General features: G+C 64.7%; 12 protein-coding genes. 2 read left to right on the top strand and 10 right to left on the bottom strand.

Annotation, left to right across the window (positions count from 1 at the left end; translation table 11 throughout):
* Positions 1–129: 129 nt before the first annotated feature.
* From ABFE16_06750 to nadD, 4 genes are all read right to left on the bottom strand, one after another.
* Positions 130–804, bottom strand: coding sequence for a hypothetical protein (locus ABFE16_06750; protein ID MEN6344989.1), 675 nt, complete (start codon positions 802–804; stop codon positions 130–132).
* A gap of 172 nt (positions 805–976) precedes the next feature.
* Complete coding sequence (gene rsfS, locus ABFE16_06745; GenBank protein ID MEN6344988.1) at positions 977–1,336, bottom strand: ribosome silencing factor; 360 nt, start codon at positions 1,334–1,336, stop codon at positions 977–979.
* Positions 1,337–1,428: 92 nt separating this feature from the next.
* Positions 1,429–2,718 (bottom strand): LCP family protein, encoded by a 1,290-nt coding sequence (locus ABFE16_06740; protein MEN6344987.1) that lies wholly within the window; start codon positions 2,716–2,718, stop codon positions 1,429–1,431.
* 46 nt (positions 2,719–2,764) lie between these two features.
* Entirely contained in the window at positions 2,765–3,385 is a 621-nt protein-coding gene (nadD, locus tag ABFE16_06735) for a nicotinate-nucleotide adenylyltransferase (protein MEN6344986.1), read from the bottom strand.
* Between the two features lie 164 nt (positions 3,386–3,549).
* Between nadD and ABFE16_06730 the strand changes: the two genes are divergently transcribed.
* Positions 3,550–4,959, top strand: a complete 1,410-nt coding sequence (locus ABFE16_06730; GenBank protein ID MEN6344985.1) for a DUF4380 domain-containing protein — start codon at positions 3,550–3,552, stop codon at positions 4,957–4,959.
* Positions 4,960–5,112: 153 nt separating this feature from the next.
* On the top strand, positions 5,113–6,312 hold the full coding sequence (locus ABFE16_06725) for an alkaline phosphatase family protein (GenBank protein ID MEN6344984.1): 1,200 nt from the start codon (positions 5,113–5,115) through the stop codon (positions 6,310–6,312).
* Positions 6,313–6,404: 92 nt separating this feature from the next.
* Here the strand turns inward: ABFE16_06725 and ABFE16_06720 are convergent, their stop codons facing one another.
* The 6 genes from ABFE16_06720 to ABFE16_06695 all read right to left on the bottom strand — a co-directional run bounded on the left by ABFE16_06720 (position 6,405) and on the right by ABFE16_06695 (position 17,856).
* Positions 6,405–8,831 carry a hypothetical protein gene (locus tag ABFE16_06720; protein MEN6344983.1) on the bottom strand — a complete coding sequence of 809 codons (2,427 nt, stop codon included), beginning with the start codon at positions 8,829–8,831 and terminating at the stop codon, positions 6,405–6,407.
* A gap of 88 nt (positions 8,832–8,919) precedes the next feature.
* On the bottom strand, positions 8,920–11,307 hold the full coding sequence (gene topA, locus ABFE16_06715) for a type I DNA topoisomerase (GenBank protein ID MEN6344982.1): 2,388 nt from the start codon (positions 11,305–11,307) through the stop codon (positions 8,920–8,922).
* Positions 11,308–11,419: 112 nt separating this feature from the next.
* Entirely contained in the window at positions 11,420–12,517 is a 1,098-nt protein-coding gene (gene dprA, locus ABFE16_06710) for a DNA-processing protein DprA (GenBank protein ID MEN6344981.1), read from the bottom strand.
* A gap of 106 nt (positions 12,518–12,623) precedes the next feature.
* Positions 12,624–13,091 carry a hypothetical protein gene (locus tag ABFE16_06705; GenBank protein MEN6344980.1) on the bottom strand — a complete coding sequence of 156 codons (468 nt, stop codon included), beginning with the start codon at positions 13,089–13,091 and terminating at the stop codon, positions 12,624–12,626.
* 95 nt (positions 13,092–13,186) lie between these two features.
* Positions 13,187–15,559, bottom strand: a complete 2,373-nt coding sequence (locus ABFE16_06700) for a PQQ-binding-like beta-propeller repeat protein (protein MEN6344979.1) — start codon at positions 15,557–15,559, stop codon at positions 13,187–13,189.
* Positions 15,560–15,636: 77 nt separating this feature from the next.
* Complete coding sequence (locus ABFE16_06695; GenBank protein ID MEN6344978.1) at positions 15,637–17,856, bottom strand: tetratricopeptide repeat protein; 2,220 nt, start codon at positions 17,854–17,856, stop codon at positions 15,637–15,639.
* Between the last annotated feature and the right edge of the window lie 80 nt (positions 17,857–17,936).

Below are 17,936 nucleotides of genomic sequence, written 5' to 3'. Positions count from 1 at the left end.
CGCGGCGCTGTCTTGCCGTATCCTGGCATTCGTACTCCCACGGTCTTTCCTGACAGACAGGCGTGCCACACTGGCGCCCGGAGTGATATGAGGGCCCGGCGTTCCATAGTCCCGGCAGATGTGCCCTGACTAAGGCCGCGGAGGTTCCTGGGGTCCCTCCTGCTTCTTCGTGCCGCCGCCTTGCCATGCATCCCAGGCGCTCCAGACCAGCAAGACGCCGTAGCCAAAGATGCCCGTGAGGGCCAGCGCAAGGTCAAAGCCCGTCATGGGCTCAGGGCTGCTGGGGAACACCGAGGCAAGGCAGGCGACGATCCCCCACAGGGCCAAGCCAAACAAGGGGAGCCCGACCAGAACGGTCACGATCCCCTTCTCATACTCGCCGTTGTACAGTTGCCCGAGGCCGGGGAAGAACATCGAGCGGATCGCCGCGCCGCCCGGATCCTTGTGAACCGCCCCGCGAATCTCCTCATACCGGCCGCTCTCCAGTAGCGCGCGGGTCCGGTTGGCCTCGCCGAGGATCAGCATCACCTGCGCCCATTTGCGCTCCGCATCTGCGTTCGCGGGCTCCAGGTCCAGGGCCTTGCGGTACTCTTCCTTGGCCTGCGAGCGCTTCCCCTGCGCCGCAAGCACGTCGCCCATGAGCTCATGAGCAGTGGTTGAGTCCGGGTGAGAGCCTAACAGTTCCTGGGCAGCCTGGGCTGCCAGACTGGTTCGCCCCAGGAAAAGCTCCCGGCGCACCGTCTCGAACAGTCGCCCCATCTCGTCGGGCTGAAGCTCTCCGTCCAGGCAGTCGGCGTCATCCATGGCTTCCCTCGTCTGACCGCGCCCTTACCGGCACGGTGCCAAACCCGCGGCTCCTGTGAACGGCCGAGCAACCAAGTATCCTGTCGCGACGCCTGCCTGTCAAGGGTTCCCTCGGCGTCGGTCCCCTTCTACCGACAGTCCGTCTTGAGCAGCCCGCGATCTGGCCGGTAGTTCAGCTCTCCTCCGACGGCATCTCAGCGGCACTGTCAAGCGAGACATGCTCCACTACCGGGGCGTCTTCCCACAGCCGCTCCAGGTCGTAGAAGTCTCGCGCTTCCTCGGTGAACACGTGAGCCACCGCGCTGCCGTAATCCAGAATGAGCCAGCGAGCCCCACGACCTCCCTCTCGGTGGTCGGGGCGAAGGCCGTGCTCCTCCATGTACTCCTCCACGGACGAGCCGATGGCCTCCACATGGGTATGCGAGCGCCCGTGGCAGAGAATGAAATAGTCAGTGATCGCCATCAGTTCGCGCATGTCGAGCACCATCACCTCGAGTGCTCGGCGCTTCTCCATGCCCTGAGCGATCAGCATTGCTTTTTCCAGGGGATCCGGGTTCAGATTGTCCCTCCTTGGGGCCTGTGATGCCTCTTCGCGGCTCTTGGTCCAGTCAGATGCCGTCGCGGCTAATGGGGACGGAAGTCCTTACCCAGCGTCACCATGATGTTCGCCGCTCCGGGTGCGTCGAACTTGTCGTCCTCTTCAACGGCTGCAAAGGGCGTGCCGAGCAGCCCTTTGACCTCCTCGGCTGCCTGGCGGGTCCCTACATGGTAGCGGATCTCGGTCCGCAGATAGTCGAACTTCTGAGCGTTGCCGGTGGAAGTGACCACAGCGCCCCCACGCCGCAGTTGCTCGCCCGCCGACTTCCCGATTCCCGGCGTTCCAGTGCCGTTCAAGATCGCCACGCGACAGGCCTTGAGTTCCGCCTCTGGTCGCTCAGCCCTGGCGCGGTTCACGGGTGCCGATAGCTCATCTCCACCGGCGGCAACCTGTGTCTGGCCGGCCACAAACTGCCTCATCTGCTCCCGCAGTGCCTGCGCCTGGCTCTCCTCGACCTCGCTGTAGTACACGCCGTGAGAGGGAGCCGGCTTCACCGGCAGCGCCGCCGTCATGATCCGGTCCGGCGAGATGCGTCGCAGGGTCACCGCCAGCCGCACGGCCTCCGCAGTCGGCAGGTTCGTGTCCATGCGGCTGGTGATCACACGTGCGGCCCGTATCAGACGGAACATGTTGCTGGCCCTGACGTGCTGCTCGACCATGGCCCGCAGGAACTGCCGCTGTCGTGCTCCACGCTGAAGGTCCCCGTCACGCCGGTAGCGGACGAACCCCATCGCCTTTTCGCCGTTGAGCTTCTGGGTCCCTGGCTTCAGGTGGATGTGCAGGCCGTCCCAGTTGTCGTCGTAGTTCATGCCCCGGCCGTGACCCTCCACGTCCTCGACCTTGAGGGTCACCCCACCGAGGACATCCACCACCCGCTTGAAGGTCTCGAAGTCGAGCTTTGCGTACCGCGGCAGCGACTCTCCAAGCAGTCCCTCCACCGTCTGTCGCACCAGCGGCACGCCGCCAAAACGATAGGCGTGGTTGATCTTGGTCCGGGTATGCCCCGGGATCTCCACACGCGTATCACGGGGGATGGAAAGCAGCGCTGCACGCCCGACCTTCGGGTTCACGTAGGCCACAATGAGCGTGTCGGATCGGCCCCGGTCCTTGCGGTCATCGGCCCCGATGAGCAGGACGCTGATCGGACCGCCAATGCCCGGCGCGATACTCGGTGGGGTCAGCAGATAGGGCATCTGCCCCGGCTCTGCCACGGGCGCCTTTCCCAGGGCGTCACGAACGCCCAGCGTCCCGGCAACCGCCAGAACCGCTGCGAACAGACACAACGTGACGTCAACAAGCCCCGTTCCTCGTCGCATGGTTTGGGCGGGCCTTCCCGTCAACTGTCCAAGCCGCGCCGGCCTGTCAGTTGTCCTGGTCGGCGCCGGCGCGGTACAGTCCCTTTTCGGCGATGTAGTCTCCAACGGCGTCCGGCACAAGATACCGAAGGCTGCGACCGGCCGCCACCCGCTGGCGAAGGTCCGTGGAGGATATGTCAATCTGCGGGATGTCCAGCACCCGCACTCGACTTGCACGCTCAGCCCCGAGGGCCCGCGGGATCCGTCCCAGATCGAACCCCGGGCGTGCCGCCGCAACGACCTGACACACCCGCAGCAACTCATCGGGCTCGCGCCAGGACATCAGGTCCAGGACGGCATCGGCTCCCAGCACGAAGTAGACCTGTTCATGACCCTGGGAACGCAGTTCCTTGATCGTCGTTATAGTATAAGAGGGTCCGATCCGATCTAGTTCCCTGCGCGACACCTCAAAGCGCGGATTCGAGGCAACGGCTAACTCCACCATTGCCAGACGATGCTCTGCGTCCGCTAGGCGGTCCCGCAGCTTATGGGGAGGCCGTGCACTCGGCACGAACAGCACGCGATCGAGCCCGAGTTGCTCGCGTACTTGCTCGCCCAGAATCAGGTGCCCGAGATGAATGGGGTCGAAGGTTCCCCCAAGCACTCCCAGCGCACCACAGGGTTGCACATCCTGCGCTCCCGGTGTCATTGCGCGGATTATAGCACAATCCCGCCGATTGGCGAGTACCCCACAGGTCGGTTGCAGGTGACGCAGGCACCGTGCTTGACGGGCAACTCCCCCGGTCGTAGAATCTCAAGGAATGACCATGATGTACCCGGAGGCGCCTTGCAATGGCTTTCCGCTACGGCTTGAGCCTGGTCTGTCTATCCTTCACCCTTCTCTCGCTCCTGGGTTGCGGGGCAGGTGTTCAGCAGATGCGTCCTGATGCAGACTCCCGCCCGACCATCGGCGGCGGCTATGGCGATGCCTCACAGGCGGTTGCGGCTCCTGAGGCCAAGGCCACCGAGACCGACTACCAGGGCTGGAAGGCCTATCAGCTCACCAACGGCCTCGTCACCGTCGTTGCCGTTCCCGACATCGGCGGTCGTGTGATGGAGTACCGCCTCGGGTCGCATCCCTTCATCTGGACCAACCCCGCGGAGTATGGCAAGCTCTACGAACCACCCAAGACGGCCGCGGAGCGCAAGTGGCACAACTTCGGCGGCTACAAGACTTGGCCGGCACCCCAGTCCAAATGGGGCGGACCTCCCGATCCCCTGGGCAGCCAGCTTGAGGCGGCTCGCTGGTCCGGCAAGATCCTGACGTCCTCAGGCCCGACCGTCCGCATCACCATGACGAGCCCTGAGGACCCGGTCACCGGCCTGCAGCTCACTCGCGAACTGGCCCTCTCCGCTGGCAGCACAAGTCTGCAGATCCACGAGACCTTCCGCAACATCAGCCAGCGCGAGCTCACCTGGAGCATCTGGGGCATCTGCCAGGTACCCGGGCAGCTCGAGCCCAGTCAGCCCTTCAGCCGCGAGGCCCGCGTCTATATCCCCCTGAATCCGAAGAGCGCCCACGCCGACGGATTCTGCTACCTGATCGCCGAGAAGACCGATCAGTGGACCAAGATCGCCAACGGTCGTATCCTCCAGACCAGCTACGGCGGCAAGGTCGGCAAGATCGGCACGGACTCCGATGCCGGCTGGGCCACCTACGTCGACGAGCTCCACGGCTTCACCTTCGCCCAGACCTACACCGTCACCCCTGGCGCAGAGTACCCCGATCAGGGCAGCACGACGGAGGTCTTCACCCAGTCCTCGGCGGACGTACCCTACATGGAACTCGAGACCTTGGCACCGCTGAAGAAGCTCGCACCCGGTGAGGAGTGCAGCTTCGACCTCGACTGGCACTGTGCCCAGGTCGGCGGCCCGACGCTCAAGATCACCTCGGTCGCCGCCCTCAAGACCTTCCCGGCCGCTGCCTGGAAGGGCAAGCAGATCGTGGTGAGCGGCGAGTTCGGCGTCTTCGCCTCCGGCCAGGTTGAGCTGACCTTCAGCGACGGCGCCGGCAAGTCATTGCCGTCCTCGGTGCCACCCCTCAAGGTCTCGCCGGCCAAGTCGGTGGTCCTGAAGCTCACGGCAACGCCTCCGACCGGTGCCACGAAGGGCATGCTGACGCTGTGCACCGAGAAGGGCGACAAGCTGGGCGACATCGCCGAAGTGCTGCTGACGAACACGCCTGCTGCGGACAAGGACTGACCTGACCCCGCGCCCCATCAGCTAGCGACTGCCGAACTCACAACCTCTGTGCAGCGTCATCAGTAGCGTGCTTACCTGATGGCCCGCGCGGGGAGTGGGGCAGAGGCGCCGACCCTCCGGCGGGATCACGACTTCCGTCTGGAGGGATGCGTCATGCGTGATCGTCGCTTCTTGGCAGTGCTCGTGGTCTTGTCCATCCTCTGGGGAGCCACACAGGCCCTTGCCGCAGAGCCTCCCCGCAACATCCTCGTGATTGGTTGGGACGGTGCCCAGCGGGACCACATGAAGGAGATGGTGGCCCGCAACGAGCTGCCCAACCTGGTGGCCCTGTCCAACGAGGGATCGCTGGTCGACGTTGACGTCACCTCGGGCGCCACGGACACCAAGGCCGGATGGACGCAGATCCTCACCGGCTACAAGCCCCAGACCACCGGCGTCTTCAGCAACAGCCGCTACCAGCCGATTCCCGAAGGCTACTCGGTCTTCGAGCGGCTGGAGGGCTTCTTCGGCCCGGATAACATCGTGACGATGGGTATCATCGGCAAGAAGGGCCACGTCGACAACGATGCCCCGCGACACATCCCCTACGACCAGTACCAGACCATGCTGGACAAGGCGCGCAAGCGGGAGAAGAAGGCTGCGGGGATTGCCGACCTTGCGCAGGGCAAGGTCGTGGAGGAGAACGGTCAGAAGTTCGTGGATCTGCCCGGCAAGCCGTGGTACAACGCCAGCAAGCACATGGACCTGTTCATTAACGGCCTGAACAAGAACTCGGTGGTGACCAGCACCGCCCTGCAGAAGCTCGAAGAGAACAAAGACAAGCGGATGTTCCTCTTCATCCACTTCGCCGAGCCCGACCACGCCGGGCACGCCAAGGGTGAGAACTCCCAGGAATACACCGACGCCCTCAAGGATGACGACGCCTGCACCGGCAAGATCATTCAGAAGCTCAAGGACCTGGGGATCTACGACCAGACCCTGGTCTACGTGGTCGTCGATCATGGCTTCAACGAGGGCCAGACCGGGCACTCCTATGCCCCCTACGTCTTTGTGGGGACGAACGACAAGACCTTCGTGCGCAAGGAAGGTGCCCGAGAGGACATCGCCGCGCAGGTCTTGAAGCGCTTCGGCATCGACCTCAAGGCAATCCAGCCGGCCCTAGACGGCATCCCCTATGACGAGCAGGCGCCCGAACGCAAGGCTCCGGCAACCAAGCCCGCCAATCTGGCCAAGCCGCGGGCTGCTGTAGGTGCTGCAGCAGGTCAGGCAGCCGGAGCCCGTGCCGGTCGTCGCCGTGCCCGTCAGGGTGCCGGCGCGGGTGCTGTCCAGGCGCCCGCTCAGCCCCAGCCTTAGTCAGCCCAGAACAGCTACTCAGCCGGAACACAACAGGGGCCCCAGCCGGGGCCCCTGTTCACTTCGCGCACCAGTCAGAGCGAGTCGTCGCACTAGGGCTCCGCTGCGGCCGCCTCCGCCTCACACACAGCCTTTGACTTCGAGAGCATCACCGCGACAACCGCCGCGAGAGCATACACCACGATGCCCACCATGAACACGCTGCCGAAGCCGTACAGTTTGGCCAGCGACATCGCTGCCACCGAGCCAACCACGGAGTTGACGCCATTCAGCCCCCACATCCACGGCACCAGGTCGGCCGACCACGCACCCACGACACGAATGCCGGTGGGGAAGGGAGTGCCCATCGCGAAGCCCAGCGGGATCAGGAGCGCCATGGTAACCGCGCACCGCAGCCGCAGGTCCCAGGCCAGCGTCGACGCCACGATCACCGGTTGCAGCTTGTACACCAACAGCGCGCCCACTGCCACCACCAGGGCCGCTACCGCCGCACGCTTGGCAAGTCCCGCTCCTGCGGGCCACGACTGGCTCCACAGACTTCCCAGCCCGCCGCCCAGGAGTAGCGAGAACAGGATGACGGAGAGAGTCAGAACCGGGTAGCCGAGATACAGCACCAGGCGCTGGGTGAGCACCACCTCAACGAGCATGAACCCAACGCCAAGCAAGGAGAAGTACAGGGCCGAACCACCCAGGGGCCCGACTCCCGGATAGCTCTCGGGGGCCGTGCGTCGCATCCAGACCGTAACACAGACGGTCAACAACGCAGCCAGAAGGAGAACCGCCCACAGGAAGCGCGTGAATTGGGGCGGAATGCCGACGCTCATGTCGACCACGAAGGGCCGATCGTCGGTGCACGGACGGAAGTCAAGACGCTGACTGCCCTCATACCCCTGCCACTGATTCCACCAGTCGACGAACTGTGCGTCCGACATACCCTTACGCGTCAGTTGCGGGAAGGGCTCGGGCTCAAAGGCGCCGGGGAAGTATACCGGCACCAGGTGCGTGCCGATGCAGTCCGCAGCGAGTTGCCGGCTGCGTTCAGGGCTGATGGCCTGCCGTCCCACGATCATCAGGTAGCGGTACGGCCCATAGGCCATGTACTCCGGCTGAACGCTCAGCAGGCAGCAGTGCGCCAGCGCCTCCTGACGTGGCGTACCAAGTGTCTCCAGCGCCTGCACCGCGGTGAGCATGGCCCGCATCAGGATCAGTGGGTGCTCCGACACGAAAGCGATGGCCCCACGATCCGAGAGGTGCCGCAGCATTTGCTCGAAGGCCTCAGTGGTGTGGATGTAGCTCTCCAGCAGGGCCAGGCTCGAGCTGGTCGTCGTGGCGGTCTTGGTCAGCGCCATGTAGATCAGGTCATACTGCTGGCGGCTGCGGCTGATGAAGCTGCGGCCCTCGTCCACCCGGATGTTCACGCCCTCCAGGTCATAGACGTGACCCGTGAGCTTCCCGTACTTCCTCACCAGGCGCGGGATGGAGGGGTTCAGCTCGGCGCCGTCGATCTGTTTCGCGTCGACGGCCAGCGAAAGCAGGATGTCGAGGCCACCGCCGGGGCCGATGAGCATGACCTTGTCGGGCCTCAGTTCCTGGAAAGCGTAGTAGCCAATGAACTCCTGCAGCCGGGGGAGGAGAGCCTGCAGGTCACCGTTGAACCGCAGCATGTTCGTCGGCACTTCGCCGTCGGTGTAGACATACAAGTCCTCTACACCGCGGTTGGAGACCACGTCCGTACGGGCGAAGGCGTTCCACTCCGTGTCGACGATCTTGGCTCCAACCTTGGGGTCGCCCAGTTCCTGGTACAAGGGCTTGGCATTGGGGTCGTCAGTCAGCGGGAGTACCGGCAGGTTCACCACTGCCCCGCTGCGGTTGGCGACGAGCAGCCCCCCAACAGCCAGAACGAGGCACACCGGAAGCCAGGCCAACGCCGCTCGCCGACGGGGCTCCAGTTGAGAGCACAGGACGAGCATCCCGACCGCGATCCCGGCACCCCACAGGATCCCGGCATTGATCCCGCCGAGGAGCTGGAGCGCCCCGATCACCAGGAAACTGCCCAGGGCGGCCCCGGTGAGGTCCGCGAAGTACAGCCGACCTCCCTGAGCCGAGAACCAGGCGAAAGCGTGCGACAGGAAGGCGCCCGTGGCCAGGAAAGGCGGGAGACAGAGAGCGGTCACCACCCACACCGAAGTGAGCTTGGCCGACAGCGGGCTCGCAAACAGCAGGAGGAAGGTCAGCGGCATCAGCAGAGCGCTGAGGCTGCCGGTAATCACCAGCACCACCGGAGGCGAAGCCTTCCGGAGCGGACCACGGCGCAGCAGGAAGTCGACTAGCCCGCCGAGACCGGTGCCGCAGGTGGCAATGGAGACCGCCAGGAAGACGAAGTGGAAGCGCAGGAGCACAGAGAAGGCGCGGGTCAGCGACACCTCAAAGCCAAGCACCGCCATTGAGACCGCGAACACCGCAATCAACAGCGCAGGGGACGGCCGGGACTGCCGGGGCTGATCGCAAAGCTCAGTCACGGGCACCGGTGCCTCTCTCCGACGGTCTGCGAGTAGTAGCCGGGACATCCCGGGACACGGAGTGCTAACCTGTCGCTCGACCGCCGGGTCATTCAGATTCCCCGTCGTCCGCGGCCTGCTCCCCAAGCCACTTCGCCTGCTCCTCGTCGCTCAGGTTGCGGGTAGTGCGGCACTTCGGGTAGCCTGAGCAGCCCAGGAAGGGCCCTCGGCGCCCGTGTCGCACCAGCATCGGCTTGCCGCAGTTCTCACAGGGGATGTCGGTCTTGATCGGCTCACTGCGTTGGACGGCCGGAGCAGCTGCTACCACGGTGCCGTCGCCGTTCTCCTGGCCCGGCTCCGCGGTTGCCCACTTAGCGGCTTCCTCTTCCGTGAGGTTGCGGGTAGTCCGGCAGCGCGGGAACCCCGAGCACCCCAGGAAGGGCCCACGTCGACCGTGCCGGACTACCAAAGGCTTGCCGCACTTCTCGCAGGGGATGTCCGTCATGACCGCCTTCGGCCGCTGGGACTTGTCGCCCTTCAGCGAGCGGACGTACTTGCACTCCGGGTAGCCGGAGCAGCCGACGAAATCCTCGCCGCGCTGCCCCTGACGGATGACGAGCTCCTTACCGCACTCCGGGCAGTTCTCGCCCGTGGGACGTGGCGCTGCCTTCTTGAGCACGTCCGAGAGCAGGTCGTGCGTGTACTTGCACTCGGGGTAGTTTTCGCAGCCCGCGAACTTCCCGTGGACGGAGAACCGCTCCAGCAGTCGTCCGCCGCACTCGGGGCACTTCTCCTCAAGCACCTTCAGTGGAGCTTCCTGCGCAGCCTTCAGCCGGTCGCTGAAGGGCCCATAGAAGCGGCGTAGCAGTGCGACCCAGTCGGACCCCTGCTCGACGCCGTCGAGTTCGCCTTCGACCTTGGCGGTGAAGTCCACGTCGATGATGTCCGGGAAGCTCTCCTGCAGGTAGTCGTTCACCGAGAAGCCCAGGCCGGTCGGGACGAACTGCCGCGTCTCCATGCGCACGTACTTGCGCTGCCGCAGCGTCTCGATGATCTGGGCATAGGTACTCGGACGACCCACGCCGTTTTCCTCGAGTTCACGCACCAGTGTGGCTTCCGTGTAGCGGGGTGGTGGCTTCGTGAAGTGCTGGTCGGGCTTGACCTCCAGGACCCGCAAGTCCTGGTCCTCCTTCAGCGGGGGGAGCGACTTCTCGTCCTCGTCGTCCTCCGGCTTGGTCACGGACAGGAAGCCGGGGAACTTGAGCACCGAACCGGAAGCCCGCAGGCCATAGGGCCCCGCCGCGATCTCGACCGTGGTGACGTCGGAGACCGCAGCAGCCATCTGACTGGCAACGAACCTTCGCCAGGTGAGCTCATAGAGCTTGTACTGGTCGTCGTCGAGGTACGGACGGAGGCTCTCCGGCGTCCGCTCAATGTAGGAGGGGCGGATCGCTTCGTGGGCATCCTGTGCTCCGGCCACCTTCTTGCCCGTCGCGCCCGGGCCGACGAACTTCTCCCCGTACTGGCTCTTGATGTACTCGACCGCAGCCTCACGGGCCTGCGCGGCAATGCGAGTGGAGTCGGTACGCATATAGGTGATGAGACCGAGGCTGCCATCGGGAGTCTCAATGCCCTGGTAGAGCTGCTGGGCGACGGCCATGGTCCTGCGGGCTGAGAAACCGAGTTGGTTCGCCGCAGCTCGCTGCAGAGTGCTGGTGATGAAGGGAGGCTGCGGACTGCGCCGCCGCTCTTTGCGCTCGACGCCCTGAACCCGATAGGCCAGGTGGCGCAGCTCCTCGGCAATCGGCTCAGCCTCTTCGGCCTTCGTTAGCTTGAGGTCTTCCCCGTCGCGCGTCCGCAGCTCGGCCTCAAAGCGGGCCTCAGTGTCGAGAGGGGAGAGGACCGCAGTGACCGACCAGTACTCCTCCGGGACGAAGGCAGCGATCTCCCGCTCACGGACGCACACGAGCTTCAACGCCGCCGACTGCACACGACCGGCGCTGAGCGAGTTGCGGCTTCCGCGGCTCGCAAGCTTCTCCCACAGGAGAGGACTGAGCATGTAGCCGACCAGGCGGTCGAGAACCCGCCGGGCCTGCTGTGCATTCACGCGCTCGACGTCGATCGTCCGCGGGTGCTCAAGAGCGCTGCGGACGGCCGGCTCGGTGATCTCGTTGAACTCGATGCGCTTGGGGTCCTTCAGGTCGAGCGCCTGCGCAAGGTGCCAGGCAATGGCCTCTCCCTCGCGGTCAGGGTCCGATGCGAGGTAGACCTCGTCAACGCTCTTGAGCGCCTTCTTGAGGGCGTTCAGCGTCTTCTTCTGCTGCGGAGAGCTCGTGTACGTAGGCTCGAAGCCCTTGTCCACGTCCACAGCCAGTTCTCCCTCAGGCAGATCACGCACGTGGCCCATAGAGGCGAGCAGCGAGTACTGCTCACCGAGGAAGCGCTGCAGAGTACGCGTCTTGGTTGGTGACTCTACGATGATGGCGGCTTTTGCCACACACATACACTCCAGAATGACCGGATGGTCAGAAGGGGCAGCCCTCTGCGCCTGGGCCGCCACGAGAAACTCCACGCAGCTTGCCGAAGCAGAGGGGAGGTGCCCCCGTAGGCTATAGTCGGACGAAGGTACTTCCCGGCAGACGCCGCACCAGGCCCTTCATCTCAAGGACCATGAGGGCGGCCGTCACCTGTGCCGGACCGAGATTGCAGCTAGCCACGACCTCGTCCACGCGTCGTGGTTGGTGGGAAAGAGCGTCAACGACCGCTTGCTCCTCGGACGGCAGATCGGGAGCAGGCACCTGTGGACGGTCGGGCACCGCAGTGAGCAGTATACCCAGCCCCTCGACAACATCCTCCGCATACTCCACCAGCCTGGCACCGTCCTTGATCAGAGCGTGCGCACCGTGGCTCAGAGGGCTGTTAACGTCGCCGGGCACGGCGAAGACTTCCCGCCCGATCTCACCGGCCAACCGAGCCGTAATGAGCGCACCACTTGCAGCGGGTGCCTCGACCACAAGGACGCCGAGACTGAGGCCGGCGACAATACGGTTGCGCTCAGGGAAATGCTCTTTGAGTGGCGGAGAGCCGAACCCGTACTCGGTGATCACAGCGCCCGAGGCAACAATCCGTTCGCGGAGCTCGACGTGACCTCGCGGGAAGGTGATGTCCGGCCCCGAGCCCATGGCGGCGATTGTCCGCCCTCCGGCCTCCAGTGCCCCCAGGTGAGCCTCTGCGTCAATGCCCCGGGCCATGCCGCTCACGATGGTGAACCCGCGCCGAGCCAGATCGCCGGCAAGCCGCCGCGCCACGGTCATGCCGTAGGGCGTGCACTTGCGGGTACCCACAATGGCGACGGCGAGATCGTCACGTTTCTCAAGGGTGCCCTGGACGAACAGCAGAGGGGTCCCGTCGGTCGAAGCGCGCAGGAGTGGGGGGAACTCAGGAGCGGTGCACGGGACCGGCGTGACTCCGTACTCGCGACACTTTGCCCACACCGCCGCAAGGTCGACGACCTGCTGTGCCTCACGCAGGCGTCGGATGTGGTCCGTCTTGACCCCCTGGACCTCGGCAAGCTCCCCATCGGAGGCGGCGAGTATCTGGGTTGCCGTCCCGAAGGCAGCGAGCAGGGCAAACTGGCGCAGAGGGGACAGGCCGCTGGCGTTGAGCGTCAGAAAGGCGTCAATCTCGGTGTCGGGGAGTGATATCACGGAATCGCAGAGCGCCTTGGCGGCCCACCAAAAAAGACGCCAGGGGCCCGCGAGCTCCTGCCGTCTCGGGCATCATGGACTGTGTCGCGCTGCCTGCACATCGGTCCTACTGGATTGCCTCCGGTTCTTCGTCGGAGGCCAGGTCTGCCGTTGCCACCACGGGTGAGCCCTCTCCGGCCTCCTCCGCGACCTCGGTCACCGACGCCGGTGCCGAGGTCCCCTCGAGTTCGTCGACACGAGCCTGAAGGTCGGCAAGCTCCTGCTTGCGCGCGCCGAGCAGCTTCTTCTGCTCGTTGAACTTCTCAATAACCTTCGCGAGCTTTGCTTCGGCCGACCGTGTGGCCCTACGCTGGGCCGCCCAGGGGAGCCACGCTGCGATAGCCATGACAGCCGCACCGATCAGGGCACCCACCAGTGGCAGGAAGCCCGCCGGCACTCCGCCGATCCAAAGCGGGCCGCCCAGACTACCCCAGGTGACGAGGTCTACTTTCGTCTCCGCATTCCACATCAGGAATAGGGAGGCATAGAGCAGACCGACCAGAAGCAAAGCAACAATGATGATGGATCGTACCACCCTGTTCCCTCCGAAACGGGACGCGGTGGAGCTGAGTGTTCATGGATTCAGATGCGCGAACCTAACGGCATCGGGCGAGCCCTTGGTCTCTGGCGCTACGGCCCAACCATGGGAGATGGCATCCCTGGAAGACCAGGAAGGCCCTGCATGCCCATCCCGCCACCCTCAGGACCGACGTAGCCTGGGAAGACACCCCCGGTGCCTGGCTCCATCAGGGCTCCGCCGCCCTCCGCGCCAGTCATGCCCTCCATGCCCGGGTACATCCCACCGCCCTGGAACCCGCCGCCCGGGAAGAAACCACGCGGTCGCGCACCGGCAGGTGCGGCCGTGTTGTAGTCCACCTCGAAGCTGACCGTTGCCTGGGCCTGGTTGCCCGACCAGTCGCACACGGCGAAAGTCAGGGAGTAGACGCCCTCAGGTAGGCTCCGGCCGCCACCCCTGCCCGTGCCCTCATAGGCCGCCCAGACGTGACCCGTGGAGGTGTCGTAGGCGGGTACCCACTTTGCGCCGCCGCCCTCGTCTTCAGTGATGGTGAGCGACTGCGGGTTGATGCCACTGCCCACGTCGGAGACCTTGACCCGGATGTAGACCGGTGGCGCGCCGTTGATCTTCGTCGGCTGAGCGCCCTCGGCTCCCTTCCCCTTGAGGGTCAGATCCTGCTGATGGCGGGAGCCGCCCTGCGCCGGTATCTCAAGTTCCGGACTGGAGAACCCGGGGGCGATCGCGTCTGCCGAGGTGCCACAGAAGCAGTACAGGGCGCCGTCGTCAGCAAGAACGAAGACCTGGTTGCCGGCCACGAAGGGGCTGGCCATCAGTTCGTTCTCGAATACCAGTGTCGGGCCAGTGGGCTGTGTCGTTGTGCTGGTCGTGCCACCGAAACCCGGCATACCGGGGAAGCCTGAGCCCCCGGGCCCACCCACACCGAGCGGCGCCCCCATCCCCATGCCCGCGCCGGGTTCTGCACTCGATGCGTCCATTGAGCCGCCACTGGGGGGTGGCGCGCCTCCCATGTCGAAGGAGGGGGGCTGGAATTCCTGCTGGAAGGGCATGCCCATTCCAGGTTCGGCCATGCCGCCACCCATGCCCGGTGCAAACATGCCGCCAGCGCCGGGTTCCATGGACCCCGAGCCCTCCTGCTGCTGTTGCCTGAAGCGTCGACCACCGAAGCGGCCTCCAAAGCCGCGTGAGACAGACGCCGTGGCGTTGGCTGCGTCCTCCGGGAGGTTGTAGTGCCAGACGAGTGAGTGGTCCTTCAGGCTGAGGGCATTGATCTGCCGTGGCCCTGGCCGGTAGATGACCACGTCGCCGATCACAATCGGGGAGCTCTTTACCGGCTTGTCCATCCCGCCAACGGAAACCTCGCCCTCTGCGAGGGCCGGCTCCTTGCCGTCGGCAGGGGGTTCCGGCGGGACCTGCCAGAAGGCGGCTGAATCGCTATCCGTGTACTTCATGTTCCCGTCGGCGCCGGTGCTCACGCCGTAGAACTTGCCGGCAGCGTCACCGAACATGACCATGTTACCATAGACTGCAGGCGAGCCAACGATCTTGTCCTTGGCTTCAAAGCGCCAGCGCACGTAGCCATTGCTACCGAAGTCGCAGGCGTACATGTACTTGCCCGAGGCCGCGAAGACCTTGGAGTAGGCTACGACGGGTGAGGTGAAGTTGTCAAAGGTGTCGAGCTTGGACCGCCACCGCAGTTTGCCGGTCTTCGCTGAGAGACCGTACAGGTAGCCGTCAGTGGAGGCAACGTATACGCCGTGATTCCAGTAGGCCGGGGAGGCCTTAATCGCGGCGTTCGTGCGGAACCCCCATTCCCTCTCTTTGGTCGCGAGGTTGATGGCGTAGACCCATCCGTCATCGGCGCCAACATAGATGGTTCCGTCGTTGTACGTGGCGGAGGCCTCGACGTACTTTGCTGTGGTCTGCGTCTGCGCCTGCCTCATCATGGGGAAGGGCATACCCATCATCGGCTGCGTTGGTGTCGTGGTTGCGGCCGGCTTCGCGAGCCCCTTGTTCTGTTGGCTGATATCGAAGCTGCCGGTGATGTTGCCCTTGGAGCCGCGGACATCGATGAAGTAGAGCTTGCCGTCACGGCACCCGACGACTGCCTGCTTGTCGACAATGAGCGGCGTCGAGTCGACAGTGTCCGGCAAATCCAGAGTCTTCTCCCACCTGGGGGCACCCGTCGTGCGCGAGACGGCGTGCATGGACTTGCCGACAAAGAAGTACACCGTGTCCTCATCGCACACGGGGGAGCTGATCATTCGCTGCCCACTGGCTCCGTCGATGGTGTGTTTCCATTCGAGGACCAGGGGAGTCGCGAGGGTCGGCTCACCCACGCCCGTGTGTGCGGCGTCGCGCAGGAACATGGCCGGTTGAAGGGTTTCCTGAGCTGTGGCGACGGCCGTAAGAAGCACGGACGCGGCGAGCACTGCCACCACGGCAAGAGCTGCGGGGACGCGCATCATCAAAGGCCTCCTGCGGGTCAACACACCGATGTTAGGCAGTCGGTCCTGGCATGTTCTGTATGCTTAGTTGGACACAGCTACTGAGTCGAGGCCGAGGTCGCCGGCCGCTTCTTCTCCTGCCAGGTCAGCCGGCGAACACCCTCCTGCGCCCGAAGATAGTCCGGTGAGTACGAGAGCGCCGTGCGGTACTCGGCCATCGCCTCGTGGTACCGCCCTTCCACCTCATAGAGCTCGCCCAGATGCGTGTGACTGCTGGCCTGCTTCTCGACGTCGTCCCTCGGGGCACTCTTGATGGCACCCTTGACTGCCTCTTCGGCCGCCCGCCACTGACGCAGACCGCTGTAGGAGGCACCGAGAAGCCGCTGCGCATCGTAGAAGTCGGTGCGCATGCTGAGCGCCTCAGAGAGGGTGTTCACCGCGAGTTGGTAGTCACCCAACTCGTGCTGTGTCCGTGCGATAAGGTACTTCACGTACGGACGCTGGCTGCCCGTGTTGGAGACCGACGACTGAGGCACGAGCTCCAGAGCCCGGTTGTACTCGCGCTGCGCACGACCCCAGGACCGCAGTCCGTACAGAGCGTTGCCCAGATTCAGGTAGGACTGGAAGTCCTTCGGAGCTGTCTCGATGGCCGTTGTGAAGTCATCGACAGCACCGATGCAATCGTTCCGGTAGTACCTCACCAGGCCGGCCATGTTCAGCGCCACAAGGTTCTTCCTGTCGAGCGTTAGGGCTGACTTGGCGGCCTGCTCGGCCTTGTCCAACTCGTCCAAGCCCAGGTAGGCTCTGGCCAGCGCGGCCCAGAGCGTCGGGTCCTTGGCGTCAAGCTTCAGGGCCTGCCCCTCAAGCAGATCGCGAGCGTTCATGAACCCGTCGATCTTGTCCGAGGGCAGCTTCTCGCGCTCCGCGCGGTCGATCATTGCCTCGCCCTTGTGCAACATGGCGGGCACGCAGGACGCATCGTAGAGGAGCGCCTTGTCGAAGGCCTCAATGGCCTCGTCGTAGGTATGTGACTTGATGTCTCTCGTCGGGTCGGTGACGTAGGTGTTGGCCTCAAAGAGATAGACCTCGCCCAGACCCGAGAAGATCTTGGCAATGTCCGGCTCGGGCTCGCGAGGAGCCTGCATGTCGGAGAGCCGGGCCTTGTGATTGATGCCGGCTGCGTAGAGCGCGCGACCGTAGCCGTCCCACTTGAGTGGATCGGTGTCCGTATCGCCCTCTGCAGCCTTCAACTCCGCGGCCGTGCGAAGCAGTTGGCCGGTATCGGCGAAGGTCTGCATTGCCTGCTTGTGGTAGGCCCGGCCGATCCGCGCCCAGGCGTCGGGATCGTCCTCAGAGCCCTCACCTTCGCGCGACTTCGTCGCGTGGCGGTAGGCGTTGCGTGCGGCGGCCCAGTCCTTCGTAATGATGTAGGCATCGCCGGTGGCCTTGTTCAGAGCAGGCCACAGATGCAGGTCCAGGGCGAACTCCTGGGCCCTGGCATAGGTCTGCGTGTGCTGCTCAAGGGTCTTCGTAGTGGGGCGGGCCTTGGCCGTACGAAGTGCCCACAACTCCTTGCGCAGTTGGTCCCAGTCCTCCACCACGCGAGTAACCCGCGTAGAGTAGTCGGTGGGATCGGTCTCTGCGAACTGGACGCGCAGGAGGTGGTAGACCCCCTCAAGCCACTCGGTGAGGGTCTTGGTGGCCGACTTGTAGCTCTCGAGGGCGTCCTCCGGCCGCTGCTTGGCAACCTGGCAGAGGCCGAGAACGTAGCGCGCCTCCACGTACTTCGGCTCCGCAGACAGCACGCTGTTCAGCAGCGTCATGGCGTCGTCATACCGGCCGAGCTTGTAGCTCACGCGCCCGAGGGCAACATTCGCCGGCTTGCGATCCACCAGACGCTTCAGCGACAGCTCCTCGCGATAGAGCCGAAGGGCCTCGGTGCAGGCCCCCGTGTCCTCCTCGATGCGTCCCAGGTACATTCTTGTACCTGGACGTGAGGGGGCTAGCTCGAGAGCCTTGAGCAGAGACTGCTTGGCCGCGGAGTAATCCCGTGCCCCGGGCTCACCGACGGTGCCCAGGTTCTGGAAGGCCACCTCGAACTGGGCTGCGCCCAGATAGTACCAGGCAGCCTCCCAGTCCGGATGCTCCTGTACGGCCTGCAGCAGGTCGTTGACCGCCTCGTTGTACTCGCCACGCTCGAACTTCTCGGTACCAGTGACGAAATGGTCGGCCTGTGCTTGCGCGGTCGCCGGAGCGCCTGGCAGCAGTACACAAAGGGCTGCCAGCGCCACGACAACGGGGCCCAAAGCCCTCGTCATCGGACAGCTCCCCCTCGATATTCAGGGTCAGCAAACGCTAGATTGCTGGGTCGCATGCTGTAACCTTGCGATTATATGGC

The sequence above is a fragment of the Armatimonadia bacterium genome (assembly GCA_039679385.1).
Classification (GTDB): Bacteria; Armatimonadota; Zipacnadia; order Zipacnadales; family JABUFB01; genus JAJFTQ01.
This window is presented reverse-complemented; position numbering and strand designations above follow the sequence as displayed.

What these genes read in the sequence shown, in the direction of transcription:
- ABFE16_06695 (MEN6344978.1), bottom strand. Translation starts at nt 17,856, where the DNA reads ATGACGAGGGCTTTGGGCCCCGTTGTCGTGGCGCTGGCAGCCCTTTGT.
- ABFE16_06750 (MEN6344989.1), bottom strand. Translation starts at nt 804, where the DNA reads ATGGATGACGCCGACTGCCTGGACGGAGAGCTTCAGCCCGACGAGATG.
- ABFE16_06730 (MEN6344985.1), top strand. Translation starts at nt 3,550, where the DNA reads ATGGCTTTCCGCTACGGCTTGAGCCTGGTCTGTCTATCCTTCACCCTT.
- ABFE16_06700 (MEN6344979.1), bottom strand. Translation starts at nt 15,559, where the DNA reads ATGATGCGCGTCCCCGCAGCTCTTGCCGTGGTGGCAGTGCTCGCCGCG.
- ABFE16_06725 (MEN6344984.1), top strand. Translation starts at nt 5,113, where the DNA reads ATGCGTGATCGTCGCTTCTTGGCAGTGCTCGTGGTCTTGTCCATCCTC.
- rsfS (MEN6344988.1), bottom strand. Translation starts at nt 1,336, where the DNA reads ATGCTGATCGCTCAGGGCATGGAGAAGCGCCGAGCACTCGAGGTGATG.
- ABFE16_06740 (MEN6344987.1), bottom strand. Translation starts at nt 2,718, where the DNA reads ATGCGACGAGGAACGGGGCTTGTTGACGTCACGTTGTGTCTGTTCGCA.